Annotated in this window: 19 protein-coding genes; 10 read left to right on the forward strand and 9 right to left on the reverse strand. The window is 40.4% G+C overall.

What is annotated here, in order from left to right:
• Positions 1-9 precede the first annotated feature (9 nt).
• Both pdxH and recJ read left to right on the forward strand, forming a co-directional pair.
• Entirely contained in the window at positions 10-663 is a 654-nt protein-coding gene (pdxH, locus tag CDG56_RS08750) for a pyridoxamine 5'-phosphate oxidase (protein WP_087547624.1), read from the forward strand.
• Positions 664-2,364, forward strand: a complete 1,701-nt coding sequence (gene recJ, locus CDG56_RS08755) for a single-stranded-DNA-specific exonuclease RecJ (RefSeq protein WP_087547625.1) — start codon at positions 664-666, stop codon at positions 2,362-2,364.
• A gap of 43 nt (positions 2,365-2,407) precedes the next feature.
• Here recJ and CDG56_RS08760 read toward each other — a convergent pair whose 3' ends face one another.
• On the reverse strand, positions 2,408-3,175 hold the full coding sequence (locus CDG56_RS08760) for a putative porin (RefSeq protein WP_087547626.1): 768 nt from the start codon (positions 3,173-3,175) through the stop codon (positions 2,408-2,410).
• Between the two features lie 388 nt (positions 3,176-3,563).
• Here CDG56_RS08760 and prfB point away from each other — a divergent pair.
• From prfB to CDG56_RS08775, 3 genes are all read left to right on the forward strand, one after another.
• Positions 3,564-4,659, forward strand: a protein-coding gene (gene prfB / locus CDG56_RS08765; RefSeq protein ID WP_143225706.1) for a peptide chain release factor 2 whose coding sequence is annotated in 2 segments (ribosomal slippage) — positions 3,564-3,635 and positions 3,637-4,659 — 1,095 coding nt in all. Because the reading frame shifts where the segments join, the coding sequence is not laid out codon by codon here.
• A 266-nt stretch (positions 4,660-4,925) separates the two neighbouring features.
• Positions 4,926-5,228, forward strand: a complete 303-nt coding sequence (locus CDG56_RS08770; protein ID WP_087543600.1) for an ArsR/SmtB family transcription factor — start codon at positions 4,926-4,928, stop codon at positions 5,226-5,228.
• 26 nt (positions 5,229-5,254) lie between these two features.
• Complete coding sequence (locus CDG56_RS08775) at positions 5,255-6,307, forward strand: alkene reductase (protein WP_087547628.1); 1,053 nt, start codon at positions 5,255-5,257, stop codon at positions 6,305-6,307.
• Between the two features lie 94 nt (positions 6,308-6,401).
• Here the strand turns inward: CDG56_RS08775 and CDG56_RS17300 are convergent, their stop codons facing one another.
• Complete coding sequence (locus tag CDG56_RS17300) at positions 6,402-6,581, reverse strand: hypothetical protein (RefSeq protein ID WP_227519055.1); 180 nt, start codon at positions 6,579-6,581, stop codon at positions 6,402-6,404.
• The gene (locus tag CDG56_RS17305; RefSeq protein WP_227519056.1) at positions 6,578-6,847 is read right to left on the reverse strand and encodes a hypothetical protein; all 270 of its coding nucleotides are present in this window, start codon (positions 6,845-6,847) and stop codon (positions 6,578-6,580) included. The genes CDG56_RS17300 and CDG56_RS17305 overlap by 4 nt, the downstream gene beginning before the upstream one ends.
• A gap of 153 nt (positions 6,848-7,000) precedes the next feature.
• Between CDG56_RS17305 and CDG56_RS08785 the strand changes: the two genes are divergently transcribed.
• Both CDG56_RS08785 and CDG56_RS08790 read left to right on the forward strand, forming a co-directional pair.
• Positions 7,001-8,317, forward strand: coding sequence for a 3-deoxy-D-manno-octulosonic acid transferase (locus tag CDG56_RS08785; RefSeq protein WP_087547629.1), 1,317 nt, complete (start codon positions 7,001-7,003; stop codon positions 8,315-8,317).
• Positions 8,314-9,027, forward strand: coding sequence for a 16S rRNA (uracil(1498)-N(3))-methyltransferase (locus tag CDG56_RS08790; RefSeq protein WP_087537037.1), 714 nt, complete (start codon positions 8,314-8,316; stop codon positions 9,025-9,027). Before CDG56_RS08785 ends, CDG56_RS08790 begins: the two co-directional genes overlap by 4 nt.
• Here the strand turns inward: CDG56_RS08790 and CDG56_RS08795 are convergent.
• A complete protein-coding gene (locus CDG56_RS08795) occupies positions 9,016-9,987 on the reverse strand; it encodes a mechanosensitive ion channel family protein (RefSeq protein WP_087547630.1) in 972 nt (323 codons plus the stop codon). The genes CDG56_RS08790 and CDG56_RS08795 overlap by 12 nt on opposite strands.
• A 134-nt stretch (positions 9,988-10,121) precedes the next feature.
• Complete coding sequence (locus tag CDG56_RS08800; protein ID WP_087537035.1) at positions 10,122-10,691, reverse strand: DUF805 domain-containing protein; 570 nt, start codon at positions 10,689-10,691, stop codon at positions 10,122-10,124.
• 282 nt (positions 10,692-10,973) lie between these two features.
• Between CDG56_RS08800 and acs the strand changes: the two genes are divergently transcribed.
• On the forward strand, positions 10,974-12,917 hold the full coding sequence (acs, locus tag CDG56_RS08805; RefSeq protein ID WP_087537034.1) for an acetate--CoA ligase: 1,944 nt from the start codon (positions 10,974-10,976) through the stop codon (positions 12,915-12,917).
• Between the two features lie 55 nt (positions 12,918-12,972).
• On the opposite strand, the gene CDG56_RS08810 is transcribed toward acs, so the two are convergent.
• Positions 12,973-13,515: a cysteine hydrolase family protein gene (locus tag CDG56_RS08810; RefSeq protein ID WP_087547666.1), complete on the reverse strand. Its 543-nt coding sequence runs from the start codon at positions 13,513-13,515 to the stop codon at positions 12,973-12,975.
• Positions 13,516-13,620: 105 nt separating this feature from the next.
• Between CDG56_RS08810 and CDG56_RS08815 the strand changes: the two genes are divergently transcribed.
• Positions 13,621-14,034, forward strand: coding sequence for an Lrp/AsnC family transcriptional regulator (locus CDG56_RS08815; protein WP_087547631.1), 414 nt, complete (start codon positions 13,621-13,623; stop codon positions 14,032-14,034).
• A 79-nt stretch (positions 14,035-14,113) separates the two neighbouring features.
• Here the strand turns inward: CDG56_RS08815 and sfnG are convergent, their stop codons facing one another.
• Both sfnG and msuE read right to left on the reverse strand, forming a co-directional pair.
• The gene (sfnG, locus tag CDG56_RS08820) at positions 14,114-15,220 is read right to left on the reverse strand and encodes a dimethylsulfone monooxygenase SfnG (RefSeq protein ID WP_087547667.1); all 1,107 of its coding nucleotides are present in this window, start codon (positions 15,218-15,220) and stop codon (positions 14,114-14,116) included.
• Between the two features lie 27 nt (positions 15,221-15,247).
• The gene (msuE, locus tag CDG56_RS08825) at positions 15,248-15,988 is read right to left on the reverse strand and encodes an FMN reductase (RefSeq protein ID WP_087547632.1); all 741 of its coding nucleotides are present in this window, start codon (positions 15,986-15,988) and stop codon (positions 15,248-15,250) included.
• Between the two features lie 351 nt (positions 15,989-16,339).
• Here msuE and CDG56_RS08830 point away from each other — a divergent pair, with 351 nt between their 5' ends.
• Positions 16,340-16,990 carry a response regulator transcription factor gene (locus CDG56_RS08830; protein WP_004659931.1) on the forward strand — a complete coding sequence of 217 codons (651 nt, stop codon included), beginning with the start codon at positions 16,340-16,342 and terminating at the stop codon, positions 16,988-16,990.
• Positions 16,991-17,105: 115 nt separating this feature from the next.
• Here CDG56_RS08830 and omp33-36 read toward each other — a convergent pair whose 3' ends face one another.
• Positions 17,106-17,975: a porin Omp33-36 gene (gene omp33-36, locus CDG56_RS08835; protein ID WP_087547633.1), complete on the reverse strand. Its 870-nt coding sequence runs from the start codon at positions 17,973-17,975 to the stop codon at positions 17,106-17,108.
• Between the last annotated feature and the right edge of the window lie 346 nt (positions 17,976-18,321).

Consider the following 18,321-nt stretch of genomic DNA (forward strand, 5'->3'; position numbering starts at 1 on the left):
AGAGTAATAATGAATGATGTCATTAAAGACCTGAGTGAACTTCGTTTAAGTTATGAACAAGGTGAGTTACACGAATCCCAGATCAGTGTAAATCCCCATGAGCAATTCTTGAGTTGGTTCAATCATGCACTCACTGCTCAATTACATGAACCGTATGCGATGTCTTTGGCGACAGCAAATACTCAAGGTCGCCCACACGTCCGAACCGTTTTGTTACGTGGTGCAACAGAAGCTGGTTATGATTTTTACACCAATTATGATAGTCAGAAAGGATTAGACCTTGCGGAAAATCCTTATGCTGAACTTTTATTTTACTGGCCGAGTTTAGAACGTCAGGTACGTATCGGTGGTCAGGTTTCCAAGATTTCAGAACAGGAATCGACGGATTATTACCATAAGCGTCCACGTGACAGTCAGATTGCAGCACATATTAGTACGCCACAAAGTGGTGTCATTGAAAGCCGTGAGTTATTACAACAGCGTTTTCAAAACTTACAAAACCAAGTACATGGAGCGGAGTTGGATAAACCCGAATTTTGGGGTGGTTATCGCTTAGATGCAGATTATTATGAATTCTGGCAAGGACGACCAAACCGTTTACATGACCGTTTGAGTTATGAAAAACAAAATGGACTTTGGATTATTCAACGCTTGATGCCATAAATGACCATGATTCAAATTCAACAAAGACCATTTTTGACACGCCCTGAACAATTTCAGGGCGTGCCTATGTTTATTGCTGAGATATTGGCAAGACGTGGAGTGCAATCGGAACAAGAGCTTGAGCTAAAACTCAAGCATTTATTGCCACCTGATCTCAAAGGATTAGATCAAGCCGTTGAATTAATTGATCAAGCCATTGATCAAGAAAAACAGATCGTAATTGTTGGTGACTATGATGCGGATGGTGCGACCAGTACTGCATTGATGATCTTGGTTCTTAAAGAAATGGGGGCGAACGTTGAATATTTAGTGCCTGATCGCTTTAAGTACGGTTACGGCTTAACCCCTAAAATTGCTGAGTTGGCAAAGCAAAGCTATCAGCCAGATCTTTTGATTACTGTAGATAATGGTATATCGAGTCATGCAGGTGTTGAAACCGCACAGGCGTTGGGGATGCAGGTCATTATTACCGACCACCACCTGACCACCAAACCAACTCCATCCGCAGAGGCGGTGGTGAATCCTAACCAGTTGGGCTGTGACTTTCCAAGCAAAGCATTGGCTGGGGTTGGAGTGGCATTTTATGTGCTGGCAAAATTAGCCAGTTACCGCGCTCAGCAGGGAAAAAGTACAAGTAAAGTCACTCAGTATTTAGATTTGGTTGCGTTGGGAACTTATGCTGATGTTGCATCGCTTGATTATAATAACCGTATTTTAGTGGATGCTGGCTTAAAACGAATTCAGCAATATCAATGTCGTGCAGGAATTTTAGCATTATTGGATATTGCAAAACGAGACGCTGCAAGTTTACGCGCTCAAGATTTAGGTTTCGTGATCGGCCCTCGAATTAATGCGGCTGGTCGTATGGAGAGCATGCGAATAGGTATTGAGTGTTTATTGGCTCCAGATTTAGAAACAGCCTATCCAATTGCACAGCAGCTCAATCAACTGAATGTAGAACGTCGTCAAGTTGAAGCTGAGATGAAACAGCAAGCGATCAGTGCATTACAGCATGTGCAGCTACAGGCAGATTCTTTACCTGCCGCATTGGTGATGTTTGATGAGCAGTGGCATCAAGGGGTAATAGGGATTGTAGCTGGGCGTCTAAAGGAACAGTTTCACCGACCAAGTTTAGTATTTGCTCCTGATGAAGATGGGATACATATTAAAGGCTCTGCGCGTTCGATTGAAGGTGTTCATATTCGCGATACTATTGAGCAAGTCGCAGAACAATACCCACATTTAGTTAGCCATTTTGGTGGTCATGCCGCAGCAGCAGGTTTGACCTTAAAAAAAGATAATTTTGATGAATTTAAAACAGTTTTTATTCAATCAATTGCTGAAATGGATGAAAATTTATTCCAAGCGACTCTATGGACAGATGGTGAGTTAACTGATGCTAGTTTACATCTTGAAACGCTAGACTGGATTGATCGGCTAGGTCCTTGGGGACAAAAATTTCCAATTCCTCAATTTGATGGAAGATTTAAAGTGATGGATTATCGCTGGCTTAAAGATCAGCATTTAAAACTGAAAGTATCTTTAGGACAGCAAATTATCGATGCAATCGCTTTTAATGCGGCAGACCGTTTTGAGTTCAATCCGATGCTGGGTTATGTTGATCTCGTTTATACATTGGAACGTAACGTTTTTAATGGCAATACGAGTCTGCAATTGCAAATATCACATCTCGCACAATAAAAAATCCGCTCAGTAGAGCGGATTTTTTATCTAGCATAATTGCTTAGAAGCGGTATGCACCACGGATACCATAGGTATTATAGTCATCACCAAAACCAACACGACCTTCTAAGCTCACTTGTTGATTCAGGAATTTCTTCGCAGAGATACCCCATTCATCACGATTTGTTAGGTCGTTATTGTAATAATCTGCACCAACACTCAGTGTTTTATCTAGATAGTAGTCACCTTTAACACGGTATTCATCTGAATCACCAAATGCACCATACGCTTCTAAGTTGACATCTTTTCCACCAACTTGAGTTACATATTTAGCACGTACAGTTGGATCAGCGCCGTCTTTACCATTTTTCTCGTCGTAGCCTTTCACACCTAATGCAAGTAATAAGCCTGGAGCAGGTAAGTAACCAACTTCTGCGCCGTAGGTTGTTACTTTTTGATCGATGGCATTATTGTCTACTTCAAGCTCACTACGACCGACATTACCACTTAAATAGAAATCACTATTCGGTACGAAATATTCAACACCTGCGCCATATTTTGTATCTTTTACGCCACTATTGTCGGCATAGTTAACATTGGCTTTCACGTTGCTAGCACGATTTAAGAACGCTGCTTCTGCAAGTGGTGCATTACGTGTTTGGACTGGGTTGAAATAATAAGTCCCATCCACACCAAAATTGTTTGTGCTATCAAAATCGTCCCAATCTGTATAGGTATATGAACCACCCACTTCAGCTTGATACGCATGAGCAGTGCCTGTTACTGCAATCGCAGATAAAAGTGCTGATGCTATTGCTAATTTTTTCATGGTTATGCCCCTGTTGAGATAATGAACCAAATGAATATTAATTACACTTTTTGTTACAACTTTTAGTCTAGAGAAAATTATTTAATCGTCAATCTTAAGAAAGTAACTGTATGGTACAAACGTAGATAAAATGTAAATTTTAATTATTATATAATTGATTTTAAATAAAAAACATTAGTGTTTTGATTTATTAAAACTTAGGATAGATTGTGTTTATTCGTATTTTTAGTGTAATCAGAGTCAGTTTTAAACATGAAATTATATAAGCAAAATACATTTCCATGTATCGGATGAACTGCTGAATTTAGTTAAAAATACATGGCTGTGTCGTACAAACCAGTTATGTTAAAATATGAGATTGAGTGAAAAATATTGTGAGAAAATACGCGTGGAAATTAATCCGTACTTAGTCCAATTGAAAGATTTATCTGATCGTAGCCAAACACTACGGGGGTATCTTTGACTACGATCTAAAGGCTGAGCGTTTAGAAGAAGTTTTAAGAGAACTAGAAGACCCAAAGATTTGGAATGATCAGAGTCGTGCGCAAGCCATTGCGAAAGAAAAGGGCAGTTTAGAAAATACTTTAGGTGTATTTGATCGTCTTGCAGAGCAGCTAGATGATGCCAAAGCCATGCTTGATTTGGCTGTAGAAGCCGATGATGAAACTTTGCTAGAAGATGTTCAGGCTGAACTTGATAGTGCTGAACAGGCTTTAGGTAACTTAGAATTCCGCCGCATGTTTAGTAATCCAATGGATCCAAATCCATGTTTCCTTGAAATCCAATCAGGTTCTGGTGGTACGGAAGCACAAGACTGGGCATCGATGTTATTGCGGATGTATCTGCGTTGGATCGAACGTCATGGCTTTAAAGCTGAATTGATGGAAGTATCTGATGGTGACGTGGCAGGCATTAAATCCGCAACCATCCGTGTCGATGGCGAGTTTGCTTATGGCTGGTTACGTACCGAAAGTGGCGTACACCGTTTAGTACGTAAGTCACCATTTGATAGTAATAACAACCGTCATACCTCATTCTCTGCGGTATTTATCTCACCTGAGATTGATGACAATATCGAAATTGATATTAATCCATCGGATGTCCGTACCGATACTTATCGTGCTTCGGGTGCGGGTGGTCAGCACATTAACAAAACCGATTCGGCAGTTCGTCTCACTCACGCACCAACAGGTATCGTGGTGGCATGTCAGAACCAACGTTCACAGCATGCGAACCGTGACCATGCATGGAAGCAATTACGTGCCAAACTCTATGAGTTAGAGATGAGCAAACGTAATGAAGCAGCTCAAGCATTGGAAGACTCGAAGTCAGATATTGGTTGGGGCAGTCAGATTCGTTCTTATGTCCTAGATGATTCACGTATTAAAGATTTGCGTACTGGTATTGAAAATTCAAATACTAAAGCAGTCTTAGATGGTGATTTGGATAAGTTCATTGAAGCAAGTTTAAAGCAAGGTCTATAAATCTCTTGCCCTCTCCCTGGTCTTCTCCTGTCAGGAGAGGGAATACTCGAATTTAAAGTGTGAGAAAAAGTCTCCTATTCCTGAGCGGATGGAGACTTTATTCAATGAAAACAAGTATATCAAAGTGGCTTGGTTCAGCATTGTTTGGTTAATCGAAAAAATAGGATATTAATATCGAAAAAAACAGATATTAATATTTAAAAAATACGATATACTGGGTTTAGGTGCTGAACAAAGTTTTGCCGCTTGATCAACATGGTGAGTCTATGGATATTGATATTATTAGCAAAGCCTTAGCCAATCCATTACGCCGACAGATTTTGCAGTGGCTGAAAGAGCCTGAGCAATTTTTACCGGTGCAGGAATGTGGTGGCAGTTTTGAACGAGGCGTATGTGCAGGTCATATTGAACGTCTTGGCAAAGTTGCACAATCAACCATGTCAAATCATTTGTCTGTGTTACAGCAGGCAGGTTTGATTCAAGTTGAGAAATATGGGCAGTGGTCCTATTTCACCAGAAATGAAGCTTTGATTCAGCAATATATCGAACATTTAAAACAAACACTTTAACTGAATAAGTGTAAATTGAGGCGATCATGGCTGAACTAAATTCTGCGTTACAAGTGGGTGATTTTACGATTAAAAACCGTTTGGTTTTATCACCTTTGACGAGAGCTCGTAGTGGTGTTGAGCGTATTCCAAACGATTTAATGGTGGAATACTATCAACAACGTGCCAATGCGGGCTTAATTATCACTGAAGCGACGGTGATTAGTCCGAAAGCTGCTGGCTACGCCAATACGCCAGGCTTATGGTCACAAGAACAAGCTCAGGCGTGGAACAAAATTGTTGAAGCAGTGCATGCGCAAGGTTCAAAGATTGTGGTTCAGCTATGGCATGTCGGTCGTATTTCACATCCTGACTTATTAGATGGTGATATTCCAGTTGCACCAAGTGCGATTCAACCTGCGGGTGAAGTGAGTTTACTGCGTCCAAAACGTCCTTTCGTTACACCTCGTGCTTTATCGCATGAAGAAATCCAAGAAATCGTCGCAAAATATAAACATGCGGCTGAGTTAGCGAAAGCAGCAGGTTTTGATGGTGTTGAGTTGCATGCAGCCAATGGTTACCTGATCGATCAGTTCCTGCAAAGTAGCACCAATATTCGTGATGATGAGTATGGTGGTTCAATTGAAAACCGCGCGCGCTTGTTGTTGCAAATTGTGGATGCCTTTATTGAGGTATGGGGTGCAGGTCGGGTGGGTGTGCATTTGGCACCGCGTGGTGATTCACATGACATGGGTGATGATAATCCACTCGCGACTTTTGGTTATGTGGTTGAACAACTTGATCAGCGCAATGTGGCCTTTATCTTTACCCGTGAATATGAAGCAGAAGACAGCTTATTGCCAAAACTCCGCCCTAAATTCAAAGGGGTGTGGATTGCTAACGAGAAATTAACACCAGCTTCAGCAAAACAAATTTTAGAAACTGAGCAAGCAGATGCTGTGGCATTTGGATTAGCTTATATTGCCAATCCAGATCTATTAGAACGTTTGGAACATGATTTGCCTTTAAATCAGGTTCAATTCGATACTTTATATGGTGCAGGTGCAGAAGGTTATACCGATTATCCTACCTTTGAATAGTTGGAAGCCTAAGCAACCTGTGCTGGATAAAAATAATCTGAACTGAACTCAGATGAAAGATCAAGCGGATCATTAGCCGCTTGATTTTTTACTTTTAAGACTTAATTTGCTGTACTGCCTGTTCACTTCGATTCTTATAAAAATCCAGAATCACATTGGAAAAATCATGCACCATCAATTGTGCAATCTGATTGGCATAAAAATTGACTTCGGTGCTAATTCGATAATCAATTTTTAGTGTGAGCTTAGTTTGCTGATCATTGATTGGTGTCAATTCAAACGAGGTATATCGAAGATCAAAATATTTCCCTCCAATGCTGACATGATATATACAATCAGTGCGCCAATAATAAAGGGAACCACAAGTAAAAAACTGGCTTTCATTAATGCGCCTAAGTGACTGGCTAGAAGCGCCCATAAGCAGCACAGTAACGCTAGAATTAAAAAAGGGAGAATAATTTTAAATGGATGACAGGGTAGATATTCTTGTGTTGTTTCATCAGAAGGTTGCTTTATTTGTTTGAACCAATCAGGTTGCATTGTTTTTCTCAAAATGGATTATTCTTTGTTCTAAGATATCATTTTTCTTTATAAAGAAATATTTAATCAAAGTGCAACATACAATAATCAATTGTCAATGCATATGAAACTTCCGCATAATGAACGAAATCAAATTGTAAATCTTGGTCTCGGATGGCGCAGCACAACGCAGTACAGCAAACCCCGTTCTGGTATAACTTTCTATTGGCGTGTCTCAAGCCTTTATACCGTTGGAAAATTAAACAACGGACTGAAAGTGATGCACTATTTCAGCAAGAGTGTCTAGAGCGTTTTGGCCCATTTCAGCCAGTTAAAAACCAGCATGCGATCTGGTTTCATGTGGTGTCAGTGGGTGAAACCAATGCCGCCCAGCCCTTGATTGAACATTATTTAAAACTGGGCCAGCCTGTGCTGGTCACCAACACCACCAAAACAGGACAAGCCAGAGCCAAGAGTTTATTTTCCGAAAAATATCCGACACTTTTTCAGGCGGTCTATTTGCCTGTTGATCAAAAACCATTACTGAAACAATTTTTTGAGTTGTATCAACCGAAACTTCTTGCTCTAGTGGAAACTGAAATTTGGCCAAACTTAATTGCCCAAGCGAAACAGCAACAAATCCCATGTATCTTATTGAATGCTCGTCTTTCAGCAAAATCAGCCAAAGGTTATGGCAAAGTTCGCCGTTTAACACAGCCAATGTTGCAGCAACTCACATGGTTATTGGCTCAAGACATCGCGACACAACAGCGTTATGTGAATTTGGGGCTAGATCAAGCCAAGAGTCAGGTGGTGGGTAATATCAAGTTTGATATTACAGCACCACAACACTATATCCAGCAGGCGGAACAGTTGAGACAGCAATGGCAATTGGCCGATCGTCAGGTGATTACCTTAGCTAGCACACATTCACCGGAAGAAGAAAATTTATTAAGACAATTACAACCACATTTAAATTCAAATCCAAATTTGCTCTGTATTGTGGTACCACGTCATCCTGAGCGTTTTGATGAGGTGTATAAAATTTGTCAAAGTTTAAATTTAAATACGCAACGCCGTAGTCTTAAACAGCCAATTCAAACTGATACACAGGTTTTTCTAGCCGATAGTATGGGTGAAATGTGGTTATGGTATGCACTCAGTCAAGCTTGTTTTGTTGGTGGTTCATTGAATGAGCCTGGGGGCGGACATAATATTTTAGAACCGATGGTTTTAGATGTACCGACTGTGATTGGCCCACGCTATTTTAATTTCCAAAGTATCGTGGATGAGTTTGTAGCGGAACACGGAATTTTGATTGGAACAGATGCTGTACAAGTGGTACAGCAACTTTTGAGTTGTTTAGATGACCGAATACAGACTCAGCAATTGATTGAACAGGCAGAATTGGTTCTGCAACGAAATAAAGGCTCACTCCAAAAGCATATTCAATTGATTGATCATTATTTAGAATTTAAAGCCTTGTCATGAATATTGTTTTACTTGAACCTAATCAAATCACCACAACAGATAATATCTGGCAGATTGAAAATCAACGTCAACTCCAACATTTACAACAGCATATTCAGTTGAATTGTGGTGATACTTTAAAAGTCGGCGTGCGTAATGGTCAACGCTATCTTACGGAAGTAATATCTGTTTCTGAGCAACAGATTCGCATAAGACCAATTCAGGTTGAAGCAATCCCAGCAAAGTTACCTGTGCATTTGATTCTTGCTTTGCCACGTCCTAAAGTGTTACGCCGTATCATCATGGATGCGGTGACTTTAGGTGTGGAACGGATCAGTTTGATTCATAGTTATCGAGTGGATAAAAGCTATTGGCAAAGCCCATTTTTACAGCAACTCGATGATTATGTGACTTTAGGTTTAGAGCAAGCAGGCGACACGATTGCACCTGAAATTCAATTGTATAAACGCTTTAAACCTTTTGTTGAAGATGTTTTGCCTACATTTATTTCGGATCAGAAACCTGCTTATGTCGCACACCCTTATGCAGAACAGCAGATGCCTTATGCGATTCAACATTCATGTCACTTAATTGTTGGCCCAGAAGGTGGATTTATTCCGTATGAGGTCGATCTGCTCATAAAAAACGGCTGCCAAGCGATGAGCTTAGGCAACCGAATTTTACGAACTGAAACGGCAGTATCACATATTTTAGGGCGATTATTTATCTAAGTTCTCTGTATTATCAGATTGATCACCACGATACACTTTGACTTCTTGTACTGGGTAAGGAATCGAAATTCCTTTTTCATCGAAGGCTGTTACAACCAGTTCTTGAATTTCACTAATTGATGCAGATGTGGTGGTTTCTGTGGTATTTACCCACCAACGGACGGTTAAATTAATCGAGAAATCTGCAAGTGCGGTGACATTGACCGAGAAACCGGGTTGGCTAAGTACATTAAGATTACGGTCTAAAATATCCATAATGATTTTTTTTGCTTTCTGCATATCATCTTCATACCCAATACCCACTATAAACTCACAACGGCGGCGCTGGTAGGCATTGTTCACTGTCACGGCACTGGTGTAGACCGTTGCGTTGGGAATCACGATACGGCGACCATCAGGTGAGCGTAAAAAGGTTGCGCGAATTTGGATATCTTCAACATTGCCTTCAAAACCATTCACAACAATATCATCGCCGATGCGGAAAGGTTCACTGAGTAAAATTAAGATACCTGATAGCAAGTTTTGGAAAATATCTTTGAAAGCGAAACCGATCGCAACAGAACCGATTCCCAATGCTCCGATTAACTGGCTTGGGGTGAAACCTGGAATAGCGATGACCAATCCAATTAAAAAACCAAAGAATAGAATAAAAGTGCTTCCGACACGGTTGAGCACCAGTACCAAGTTTTGTCGGGTGTAGCTACGGTTTTCCAAAGTTTTGTGAATAAAGAATTTAAATAACTTAGTCAGTAGCCAAAAAATGACAAATACTGTGATCGCAATACAGATATAGGGTACACGCTCCCAAAAGCTATCCATAATTTTATCGATTGTTGTATAGGCATCATGATATTTTTCAGTATGTGCCAATACCGTTTGCGTGGTTTTTGCACCTGCTTGATGAATCAATTCACCAGTATCTTTAGCGACCTCAGTTAATGTCGTTTGCTCATTTGCCACGGGAAAATCTCTATTTCGCAACGTAAGGAATTTATTAGGGGAGCTATCATAATGAATTTACGCTGATCATGCATGATAAATTCCGTAACGGTTTTATTGATTGAGTGGCTCAAATTTGGCTGTTCGATAAAGTATTAAAAATACTCAGTTGTATTTTGTAAGATCTGGGTTGGTGTACCCCAAAAGTCAGGGCTAGCAAAATAATAGCTAAAGATAAACATGCCACATATCATCGTTAAACTGAATATAATCATGATCCATGCAAATAGTTTTTCCCATGTGGTGGATGGGCGGACATCGCCATAATCATTGCGATGAGGTGTGCCTGCTGCAAATAAGACATAAAGTGTAAAAAAGAATTGAAGGATTGGCACCAGTAATAATAGACATAGCCATCCTGTTTTATTCAGATCATGTAAGCGTCGGATTAAAAAAATGATCTGAAAATAAAAACCAGCAAACCATAGTGCAATCAGCGCAATTCCTCCGATTCCTGAAAATGCAGATAAGATTGGTTCATGAATCTGTACATTATTTACACTTAGACTCGCCGAAATTGTGGCAATAAGAATGAAAAGAACCGTCCAACTGACACTCAACAAACCATACCAACCTAGATAGCTTAAGCGATTAAAACGTCCTTTAGCAGATAAAGGATGATCGTATTGAGGCTGAATTGGGGCAGATCGTGTTTGATCGAACATGATGAATTCCTATTTTTTGATTATTAAATCTTTTAAGGTCTTAGCAATGATCAAAATAATCACTTATTTTAAAAGTAAAAAGCATAGACAAGCAGTTCAAATTTAAATTATTTTGAGTAAATTTTTGAAAAAAATTTGGTTGCTAAAGCATAACATTCTTACGACCAAAGCCGCATTGTTTGCTCTTGTAAATGATGACCATACTGTGAGAGAAAACAAAATATACCCGAAAAATAGATGTGTATATCTAAGGTATGAAATAAAAAACAAAGGAAGTGAGCTATGAAAGAAATCTACCCAGTGCCTGATAAATTCAAAGAAATGGCAAGAATCTCGGAAGCAGACTATTTCAAACGTTATCAGGATTCAATTGAGCAACCCGAAGTATTTTGGGCACAAGAAGCAAAAAATATTGATTGGATCAAACCATTCACACAGGTTAAAAATACAAGTTTTAACGCAGATAATTTCAAAATTGAGTGGTTCGCCGATGGTGAACTGAATGTTTCAGCCAACTGTTTAGATCGTCATCTTAAAGATAATCCTTTAAAGCCTGCGATTATCTGGGAAGGTGATCATCCTTCACGTCATAAAATCATTTCATTTTCTGAACTACACGATGAAGTCTGTCGTTTTGCCAATGTGCTAAAAAAACAAGGCATTCGCAAGGGTGATCGTGTGGTGCTATATATGCCAATGGTGCCTGAGGCAGCGATTGCCATGTTGGCCTGTGCACGAATTGGTGCTGTGCATTGTGTGGTGTTTGGTGGGTTCTCACCAGACTCATTGGCTAGCCGTATCGAAGATAGTCAAGCAAAATTAGTGATTACTGCGGATGCGGGCATGCGCGGCGGTAAGCTTATTCCACTGAAAGAAAATGTAGATGCAGCCTTAGAAATTGATGGCACCAGTAGTGTCGAAAATGTGATTGTGGTGCATCGTACAGGGAATCCGATTCAGTTCAATGCTGAGCGTGACGTTTGGTATCACCTTGCGATTATGGAAGTAAATGAACACTGTCCACCAGAACCGATGAAAGCAGAAGATCCGCTCTTCATTCTGTACACCTCGGGTTCAACAGGAAAACCGAAAGGCGTGTTACATACCACAGGTGGTTATCTGGTTTATGTCAACACTACTTTTAGGGAAGTGTTTGACCTTAAAGAGGATGATGTGTACTGGTGTACCGCAGATGTAGGCTGGATTACGGGACATAGTTATTTACTTTATGGTCCGTTGAGTAATGCCACTACTACAGTCATGTTCGAGGGAATTCCACAATATCCAACTTGGGCACGTATTGGTCATGTGATTGATAAACATAACATCACGATTTTATATACTGCACCAACTGCAATTCGCGCCATGATGCGTGAAGGCGATGCCTACGTGCGTGAAAGTGATCGGAGTAGTTTACGTTTGCTGGGTTCAGTCGGTGAACCAATTAACCCTGAAGCATGGAATTGGTATCACGAGGTCGTAGGTGAAGGCCGTTGTCCAATTGTCGACACATGGTGGCAAACAGAAACAGGTGGCATTTTAATTTCACCATTGCCGGGTGCAACTGCACTCAAACCGGGTTCAGCAACACGTCCATTCTTTGGAGTACAACCTGCGTTAGTCGATGGCGAAGGAAATGAATTGGACGGAGCAACAGAAGGTAATTTGGTCATTAAAGACTCATGGCCGGGCCAAATGAGAACCATTTGGGGCGATCCAGAGCGCTTTATTGAAGCTTATTTCTCAACTTTTAAAGGCTATTATTTTACTGGTGATGGTGCACGCCGTGATGCCGATGGCTATTACTGGATCACTGGGCGTGTTGATGATGTACTGAACATTTCAGGTCATCGTTTAGGGACAGCCGAGATTGAAAGTGCATTGGTTGCACATGAAGCAGTGGCTGAAGCGGCAGTTGTTGGTATGCCACATGACATTAAAGGTCAAGGGATTTGTACTTTTGTCACCTTGCAAGCCGATGTGGCGGAATCTGAGGAGCTACGCAAGGAGTTGGTGAGCTGGGTGCGTAAAGTGCTTGGGCCAGTGGCTACCCCTGATGCACTGCATTGGGCGCCTGCTTTGCCGAAAACTCGTTCAGGTAAAATCATGCGTCGTATCCTAAGAAAGATTGCTGCCAATGAGTTGGATAGCTTAGGCGATACCTCAACATTGGCTGAGCCGGCTGTGGTTGAACATCTGATTGCCACGGTTTATCCAAACCGATAAACCTATTCAAATTTAAAAAGAGCGTTCGATGGAACGCTCTTTTTTTCTGCATGATTTAATTCTGTGCTAAAAAATCAGCCGTGTTTTGTACCGTGGCAAAGAAACCGAGTGCAGATAAAAATGCCGTTTGTACATCGGCTGCTTTGACGATCTTAGTATCATGTTCCAGATCACGGGTTGCAGTGGCATCTGCGATCACAATGGGTTGGTAGCCAAGTTCTTTGGCTGCACGTGTCCCTGAGTCAATGCAGACATGGGTCATCATACCTGTGATCACTAACTGTTCAACTTGATGTTGTTCAAGGATGGTTTGAAGATTGGTTTCCAAAAAGCTATTGGGAAAATGCTTTTCGACAATCACTGATTGATCTGTGACTTTAAGTTGAGGATGTAATTCAACACCCACGGTATTTTCCTGAAAGAAACTGGCAGAGGCAGGGTTAATATGCTGAATATAAATAATCGGTAAATTGTTTTGAATAAAATGGTCTTCTAATAGATTGGTTTGCGCTAGAGCAAGCTCTGGATTGACCAATTCCATTTTGCCATTTTTAAAATAATCGTTTTGGACATCAATAATCAGTAAGGCTTGTTTCATCATTTTTTTCTTCCAGCGTTAAGATAAAACAAGAGTAGGGGAAGTGTGAAAAATCCGCTATATTCAGATGAAAGCATTGTTGCTGGTTTTCTTTCATAATGAAAAATGAATATTGAATTTGATCCGATTGATCTGAAAATTATTGAATTGCTAAAACAAGATTCGCGTTTAAGCCATAAAGAAATAGGACAGCGAGTGCACCGTACTGGGCAGGCCGTTGGCGCTCGTATTGCACAGTTAATGGATGCAGGCTTTATCAAAAATTACACCATCGCGATAAAATATGAACATAAACAATTCATCCAACTGTTTATGAATGATCAGCAAGCTTTTATTGAGGTTGAGCGTTTGGTCAAACAATATGAGCAGGTGGATGAATGTTTTAAAATTCTCGGCAACGCCTGCTATATGATTGTTAGCCATTTTAATCCATCACAATTAAATGAGTTTATTGAGCAACTGTCGCAGTGGTGCCGATATTCGGTTGAAACGGTCATGCGGGAAATTGAGACCCGTTAAAATAAAAAAAGCCCCAAGCCGAGCCTTGGGGGAAAGATTTGCCATTTCTTTTGTTTTTCTTCTTATTCAGCACTGAAAACTAAGCTGATTTTGCTGCGAGACGCTGTTCCTGTTGTTGCTCAAGTTGACGGACTAACGGTAGAACTTTTGCTCCAAAATATTCTACTTCTTCAATAAAATGTAGAAAGCCTGAAAGAACCAAATCAACGCCAACATTCTTTAAGGCCACAATCCGTTCCGCAATTTGTTGCGGAGTACCGATCAGATTTGTTTTAAAACCATCATTGTATTGAACCAAATCATCAAAGGTCGATTTTGCCCAATTGCCCTCACGCTCAGGGGCTGCTGCACCTGCTTCACGGGTGGCATCACCGAAGGCATTCACCGCTTCGACATTGGCTTGAGCTATGATTTCATTCAGTACTGCTTTGGCTTCTTCCTCAGTATCACGGGCAATGATAAAGGCATTAACCCCAATCTTGACTTGTCTGTTGGCTAACTTTGCTTTGCTGCGGACATCATCAACTTGCTTCTTGATTTCTTCAACGCTATTGCCGTTGGTAAAATACCAGTCTGATACACGCGCGGCCATATCACGTGCTGCACGGGAACTGCCACCTTGAAACACTTCGATATAAGGTTTTTGCAAAGGTTTCGGTTTAAGCGTGTAATTTTGGAATTGGTAATATTTGCCATCAAAGCTGTCATTGTCAGCTGTCCAGATACCTTTGAGGGTACGAATAAATTCCTCCGAACGAACATAACGTTCATCATGCTCAGGCCAAGGTTCGCCAATCGCATCAAATTCGCCACGGAACCAGCCGCTGACCACATTAATCGCAATACGCCCTTGGGTGAGGTAGTCAATGGTCGCTAGTTGTTTAGCGGCGAGTACAGGTTTCCAAGGGCCTGGTAGGATCGCTGCAATGACTTTGAGTTTTTCGGTTTTTGCCAATAAAGCATGGCTGAAACTCACGGATTCATGTTGGTTTTCTGCGCCATAGCCAGTGGTAAAACGGATTTGTGTAAGTGCATATTCAAAGCCGCTTCGTTCCGCTGCTTGTGCGAGGCGCACATTGTAGTCGTAGCTCCAGTTTGTACGTTGTTCAATATTGCTTACAACGAGACCGCCACTCACATTGGGAACCCAGTAGGCAAATTTAATTGCTGATGTTGTTATTGTCATCGTTGTATCCTCCATAACAGATATGGTTTATGCGACGTGGGTTAACTCCTTGGCTGACTTCGGGTGTAAGCGAGATTCAGCTGCATCCAGATTCGGTACTGCCGCAGATGGTAAGACTTCTGCTTGTTCGATTTGTTTATTAATGCCGAGATTCTGATTGGCTTGCTCAGTTTTAGCTTTGATGGCAGCAGCACGTTGGCCTTTGGCAGGTGCCCATTCCAAAATTGGTAAAGCACGTGCCACAGCCAAGGTGACGCGATCAGACAATTGCTCGCTTTTAACCGTATATTCAGGCGTGAAATCACGATCAGTGGCATAGACCCCGATCGGTAAGGTTTGTGCTTGGAAAAAACTGAATAAAGGGCGTAATTGATGTTCTAACACCAGTGCATGACGGTCACTGCCACCTGAAGCGGCGAGTAACACAGGTACATCAACCAAAGCTGTTTGCTCAACAAAGTCGAAGAAATGCTTAAATAAGCCCGTAAACGAAGCACGATAAACAGGTGTTCCAACAATCAATGCATCTGCGGCTTCAACAGCAGCCAAATCATCTTGTACCCGTTGTGGCAGCTGATTACGATAAATTGCCCCGCCTAGTAAAGGCCCAATTTCACTCAGCTTGACGAAATGTACTTTAATATTAATCGCTTCCGAAAGCTCATCCAGAATCGCCTTAACTAAACTTTCTGTTTTTGATGGGCTGTTTAAACCACCAGATACTGCAACAATATTAAGGGGAGTAGAGAGAGTATTGTGATTGGACATAATAGCGGCCTAAAAGATCATTTCGAATTGCTATTTATTTATCTACACCGCATGCCAAGTTGTAAAATAAGGAAATGCTGCAAGCTTATCTGTTTTGTATATATACCTATAAAGGATTCAGTAGAAAAAATTAAATGAATTTAATACTCTGTTTCTATTGGTTATTTCTGTATAGTGTGTATTGATTGGTCTATGTTGTGTGAGTTATATCAATATTTGTATTGTTTTGCATTTATGATGAAATAAACAAGTTTTGATGTCTAACCAACAGTTCATTTAAAAAATAGGCTAAGATAGATTAAATTTGAATAAACACCGTACAGTGACGTACTCGCAGACAGCTCAGCGCTTATGAATATTTTAATTGTAGACGACCACCCTTTATTTAGACATGCTTTAATTCAAGCGGTTCGATATAGTCTTCCTCAAGCACAGATTCAGGAAACTGCGGATGTCGATGAATTCTATGAGCGCTTAGAGCATGGTGCAGAACCTGATCTTGTATTACTTGATCTGAATTTACCCGGCGCATCTGGTTTTTCTGCCTTGGTATACGTACGAGCACAATACCCAGCGATTCCAATCATTGTTGTATCAGCACATGAAGAAGTGTCGATTATCCAACGGGCAATTGCACATGGTGCAATGGGGTATATCCCGAAATCATCACATCCAAGTCATATTGGCGAGGCAATTAAACATGTATTAGAGGGTGAAATTTGGCTACCACCGAATTTACCCATGCATCATGGTTTCGATCCAAGAGCTGCGGATGAAACGGCGTTGGCAGAACGTCTGCAATCGCTTACACCACAACAGTTCCGTGTATTGATGATGGTGGCAGAAGGTCTGCTCAATAAACAAATTGCTTATGAGTTAGACGTATCAGAAGCCACGATCAAAGCGCATGTCACGGCTATTTTCCGCAAATTAGGCGTACAAAACCGTACGCAAGCTGTTTTAGCAATTAGTGCATTAAATATCGAAGATAAAAAGATGTAATTAACAAGTTGAATAACTCATTCGTTTATTCAAATGTTTAAAGACAATAAAAAACCCAGTTCATGAACTGGGTTTTTTTATGCATAGATGCTGAATTAGAACATCTATGACTGCATTAGAAGCGTACTTTAGCGTTTAAGCCAATAGTTTGCATATCTTCATCAGTACCTACAGCATTAGCATTTAAATAGCTTGCACCTACAGCAACTGCTGGGGTAATAAAGTAGTTTACATTAACGCCCCAAGCTGAATCAGGTGTATCTGCAAAACTTGATTTAGCGTATGAAACACCTGTGCTAAGTTTAGAGTTTAGGTACAAATCAGTTTTTAACTCGTATGCAGTGTCTTCACCGTAAACGATACCTGTTTCGAAACCGATTGACATAGGCGTGCCATCGATAGCACCAACGTATTTAGTACGAGCAGTGATGGCATCTTGCTTGTCATCGATAGTCGCTGTTTCACCAACTGCTTTACCAAAACCTTTATTTAAGATTTTGAAAGTATCCAAAGAGGTTTGTTCAACAACGTTCGTATAACCTACAGCAACAAGGAAGTTAGGAGCGATTACCGAACCAAATTCAACAGCCCAACGCTGACCACGGTCATCATTCTCACCATATTTACCGTCATTGTCAGTCGCGCTATAGCTTAAGCTTGCATACGCTGGTGTATATGGAGTTGGTACATAAGCTTCAGCTTTAACACCTACGTTTTGAGATTTAGTATCATCAAGATTAGCAAAGTTATATCCAAGAGCTACATTTGATGCTTGGTTAACAAAAGCTGCTTCTGCTAAAGGACCTTTAGATGCATCTACATTTTTGAAGTAGTAAGTTGCTTGTCCGCCAACAGTGTAATTATTAAAATCTCTGTTTTCATCGTTAGAATCTAGAGCTTCAGACTGACCTTGGATTTCGAATTGGTAAGCTTGAGCACCGGTCATGGCTAATAATAAAGCAGTGGCTAAACCGAGTTTTTTCATAATAATTTCCAGCTTTTACAGTAAGGAGTAAAGTTGGATTTCATTCTATTGTAACAAAATATGATGTCAATGTAATAAATGACATGTTCCGACAAATGATCATGTAAGATAATAATGGTGGTTAAAAATTGCTCTGCTAGAGTTTCGGTTGTCAACTTTAGAAAAAATATAATATTAATATATAGATAAGATATTTTCTTATGTTTATTTAAGCGAGTAATCTTGTTTTGAAACGATGTATCTTAATTGGTTAATTCGATTGAGTTTATCGTTTTTTTTCGTTTTAATATGTCGTAAAACTGTAATAAATCACCAATAAAAATGTGATTTTAATCTCATTAAAATT

The organism is Acinetobacter sp. WCHA39, from assembly GCF_002165385.1.
Taxonomy (GTDB): Bacteria; Pseudomonadota; Gammaproteobacteria; order Pseudomonadales; family Moraxellaceae; genus Acinetobacter.

Excerpts from the sequence above, each read along its gene's own strand:
- acs (WP_087537034.1), top strand. The coding sequence starts at position 10,974 with ATGAAAGAAATCTACCCAGTGCCTGATAAATTCAAAGAAATGGCAAGA.
- CDG56_RS17305 (WP_227519056.1), bottom strand. The coding sequence starts at position 6,847 with ATGCAACCTGATTGGTTCAAACAAATAAAGCAACCTTCTGATGAAACA.
- recJ (WP_087547625.1), top strand. The coding sequence starts at position 664 with ATGACCATGATTCAAATTCAACAAAGACCATTTTTGACACGCCCTGAA.
- CDG56_RS08760 (WP_087547626.1), bottom strand. The coding sequence starts at position 3,175 with ATGAAAAAATTAGCAATAGCATCAGCACTTTTATCTGCGATTGCAGTA.
- sfnG (WP_087547667.1), bottom strand. The coding sequence starts at position 15,220 with ATGACAATAACAACATCAGCAATTAAATTTGCCTACTGGGTTCCCAAT.
- omp33-36 (WP_087547633.1), bottom strand. The coding sequence starts at position 17,975 with ATGAAAAAACTCGGTTTAGCCACTGCTTTATTATTAGCCATGACCGGT.
- CDG56_RS08810 (WP_087547666.1), bottom strand. The coding sequence starts at position 13,515 with ATGAAACAAGCCTTACTGATTATTGATGTCCAAAACGATTATTTTAAA.
- CDG56_RS08830 (WP_004659931.1), top strand. The coding sequence starts at position 16,340 with ATGAATATTTTAATTGTAGACGACCACCCTTTATTTAGACATGCTTTA.
- CDG56_RS08800 (WP_087537035.1), bottom strand. The coding sequence starts at position 10,691 with ATGTTCGATCAAACACGATCTGCCCCAATTCAGCCTCAATACGATCAT.
- CDG56_RS08815 (WP_087547631.1), top strand. The coding sequence starts at position 13,621 with ATGAATATTGAATTTGATCCGATTGATCTGAAAATTATTGAATTGCTA.
- CDG56_RS08770 (WP_087543600.1), top strand. The coding sequence starts at position 4,926 with ATGGATATTGATATTATTAGCAAAGCCTTAGCCAATCCATTACGCCGA.
- msuE (WP_087547632.1), bottom strand. The coding sequence starts at position 15,988 with ATGTCCAATCACAATACTCTCTCTACTCCCCTTAATATTGTTGCAGTA.
- CDG56_RS08775 (WP_087547628.1), top strand. The coding sequence starts at position 5,255 with ATGGCTGAACTAAATTCTGCGTTACAAGTGGGTGATTTTACGATTAAA.
- pdxH (WP_087547624.1), top strand. The coding sequence starts at position 10 with ATGAATGATGTCATTAAAGACCTGAGTGAACTTCGTTTAAGTTATGAA.
- CDG56_RS08785 (WP_087547629.1), top strand. The coding sequence starts at position 7,001 with ATGGCGCAGCACAACGCAGTACAGCAAACCCCGTTCTGGTATAACTTT.
- CDG56_RS08790 (WP_087537037.1), top strand. The coding sequence starts at position 8,314 with ATGAATATTGTTTTACTTGAACCTAATCAAATCACCACAACAGATAAT.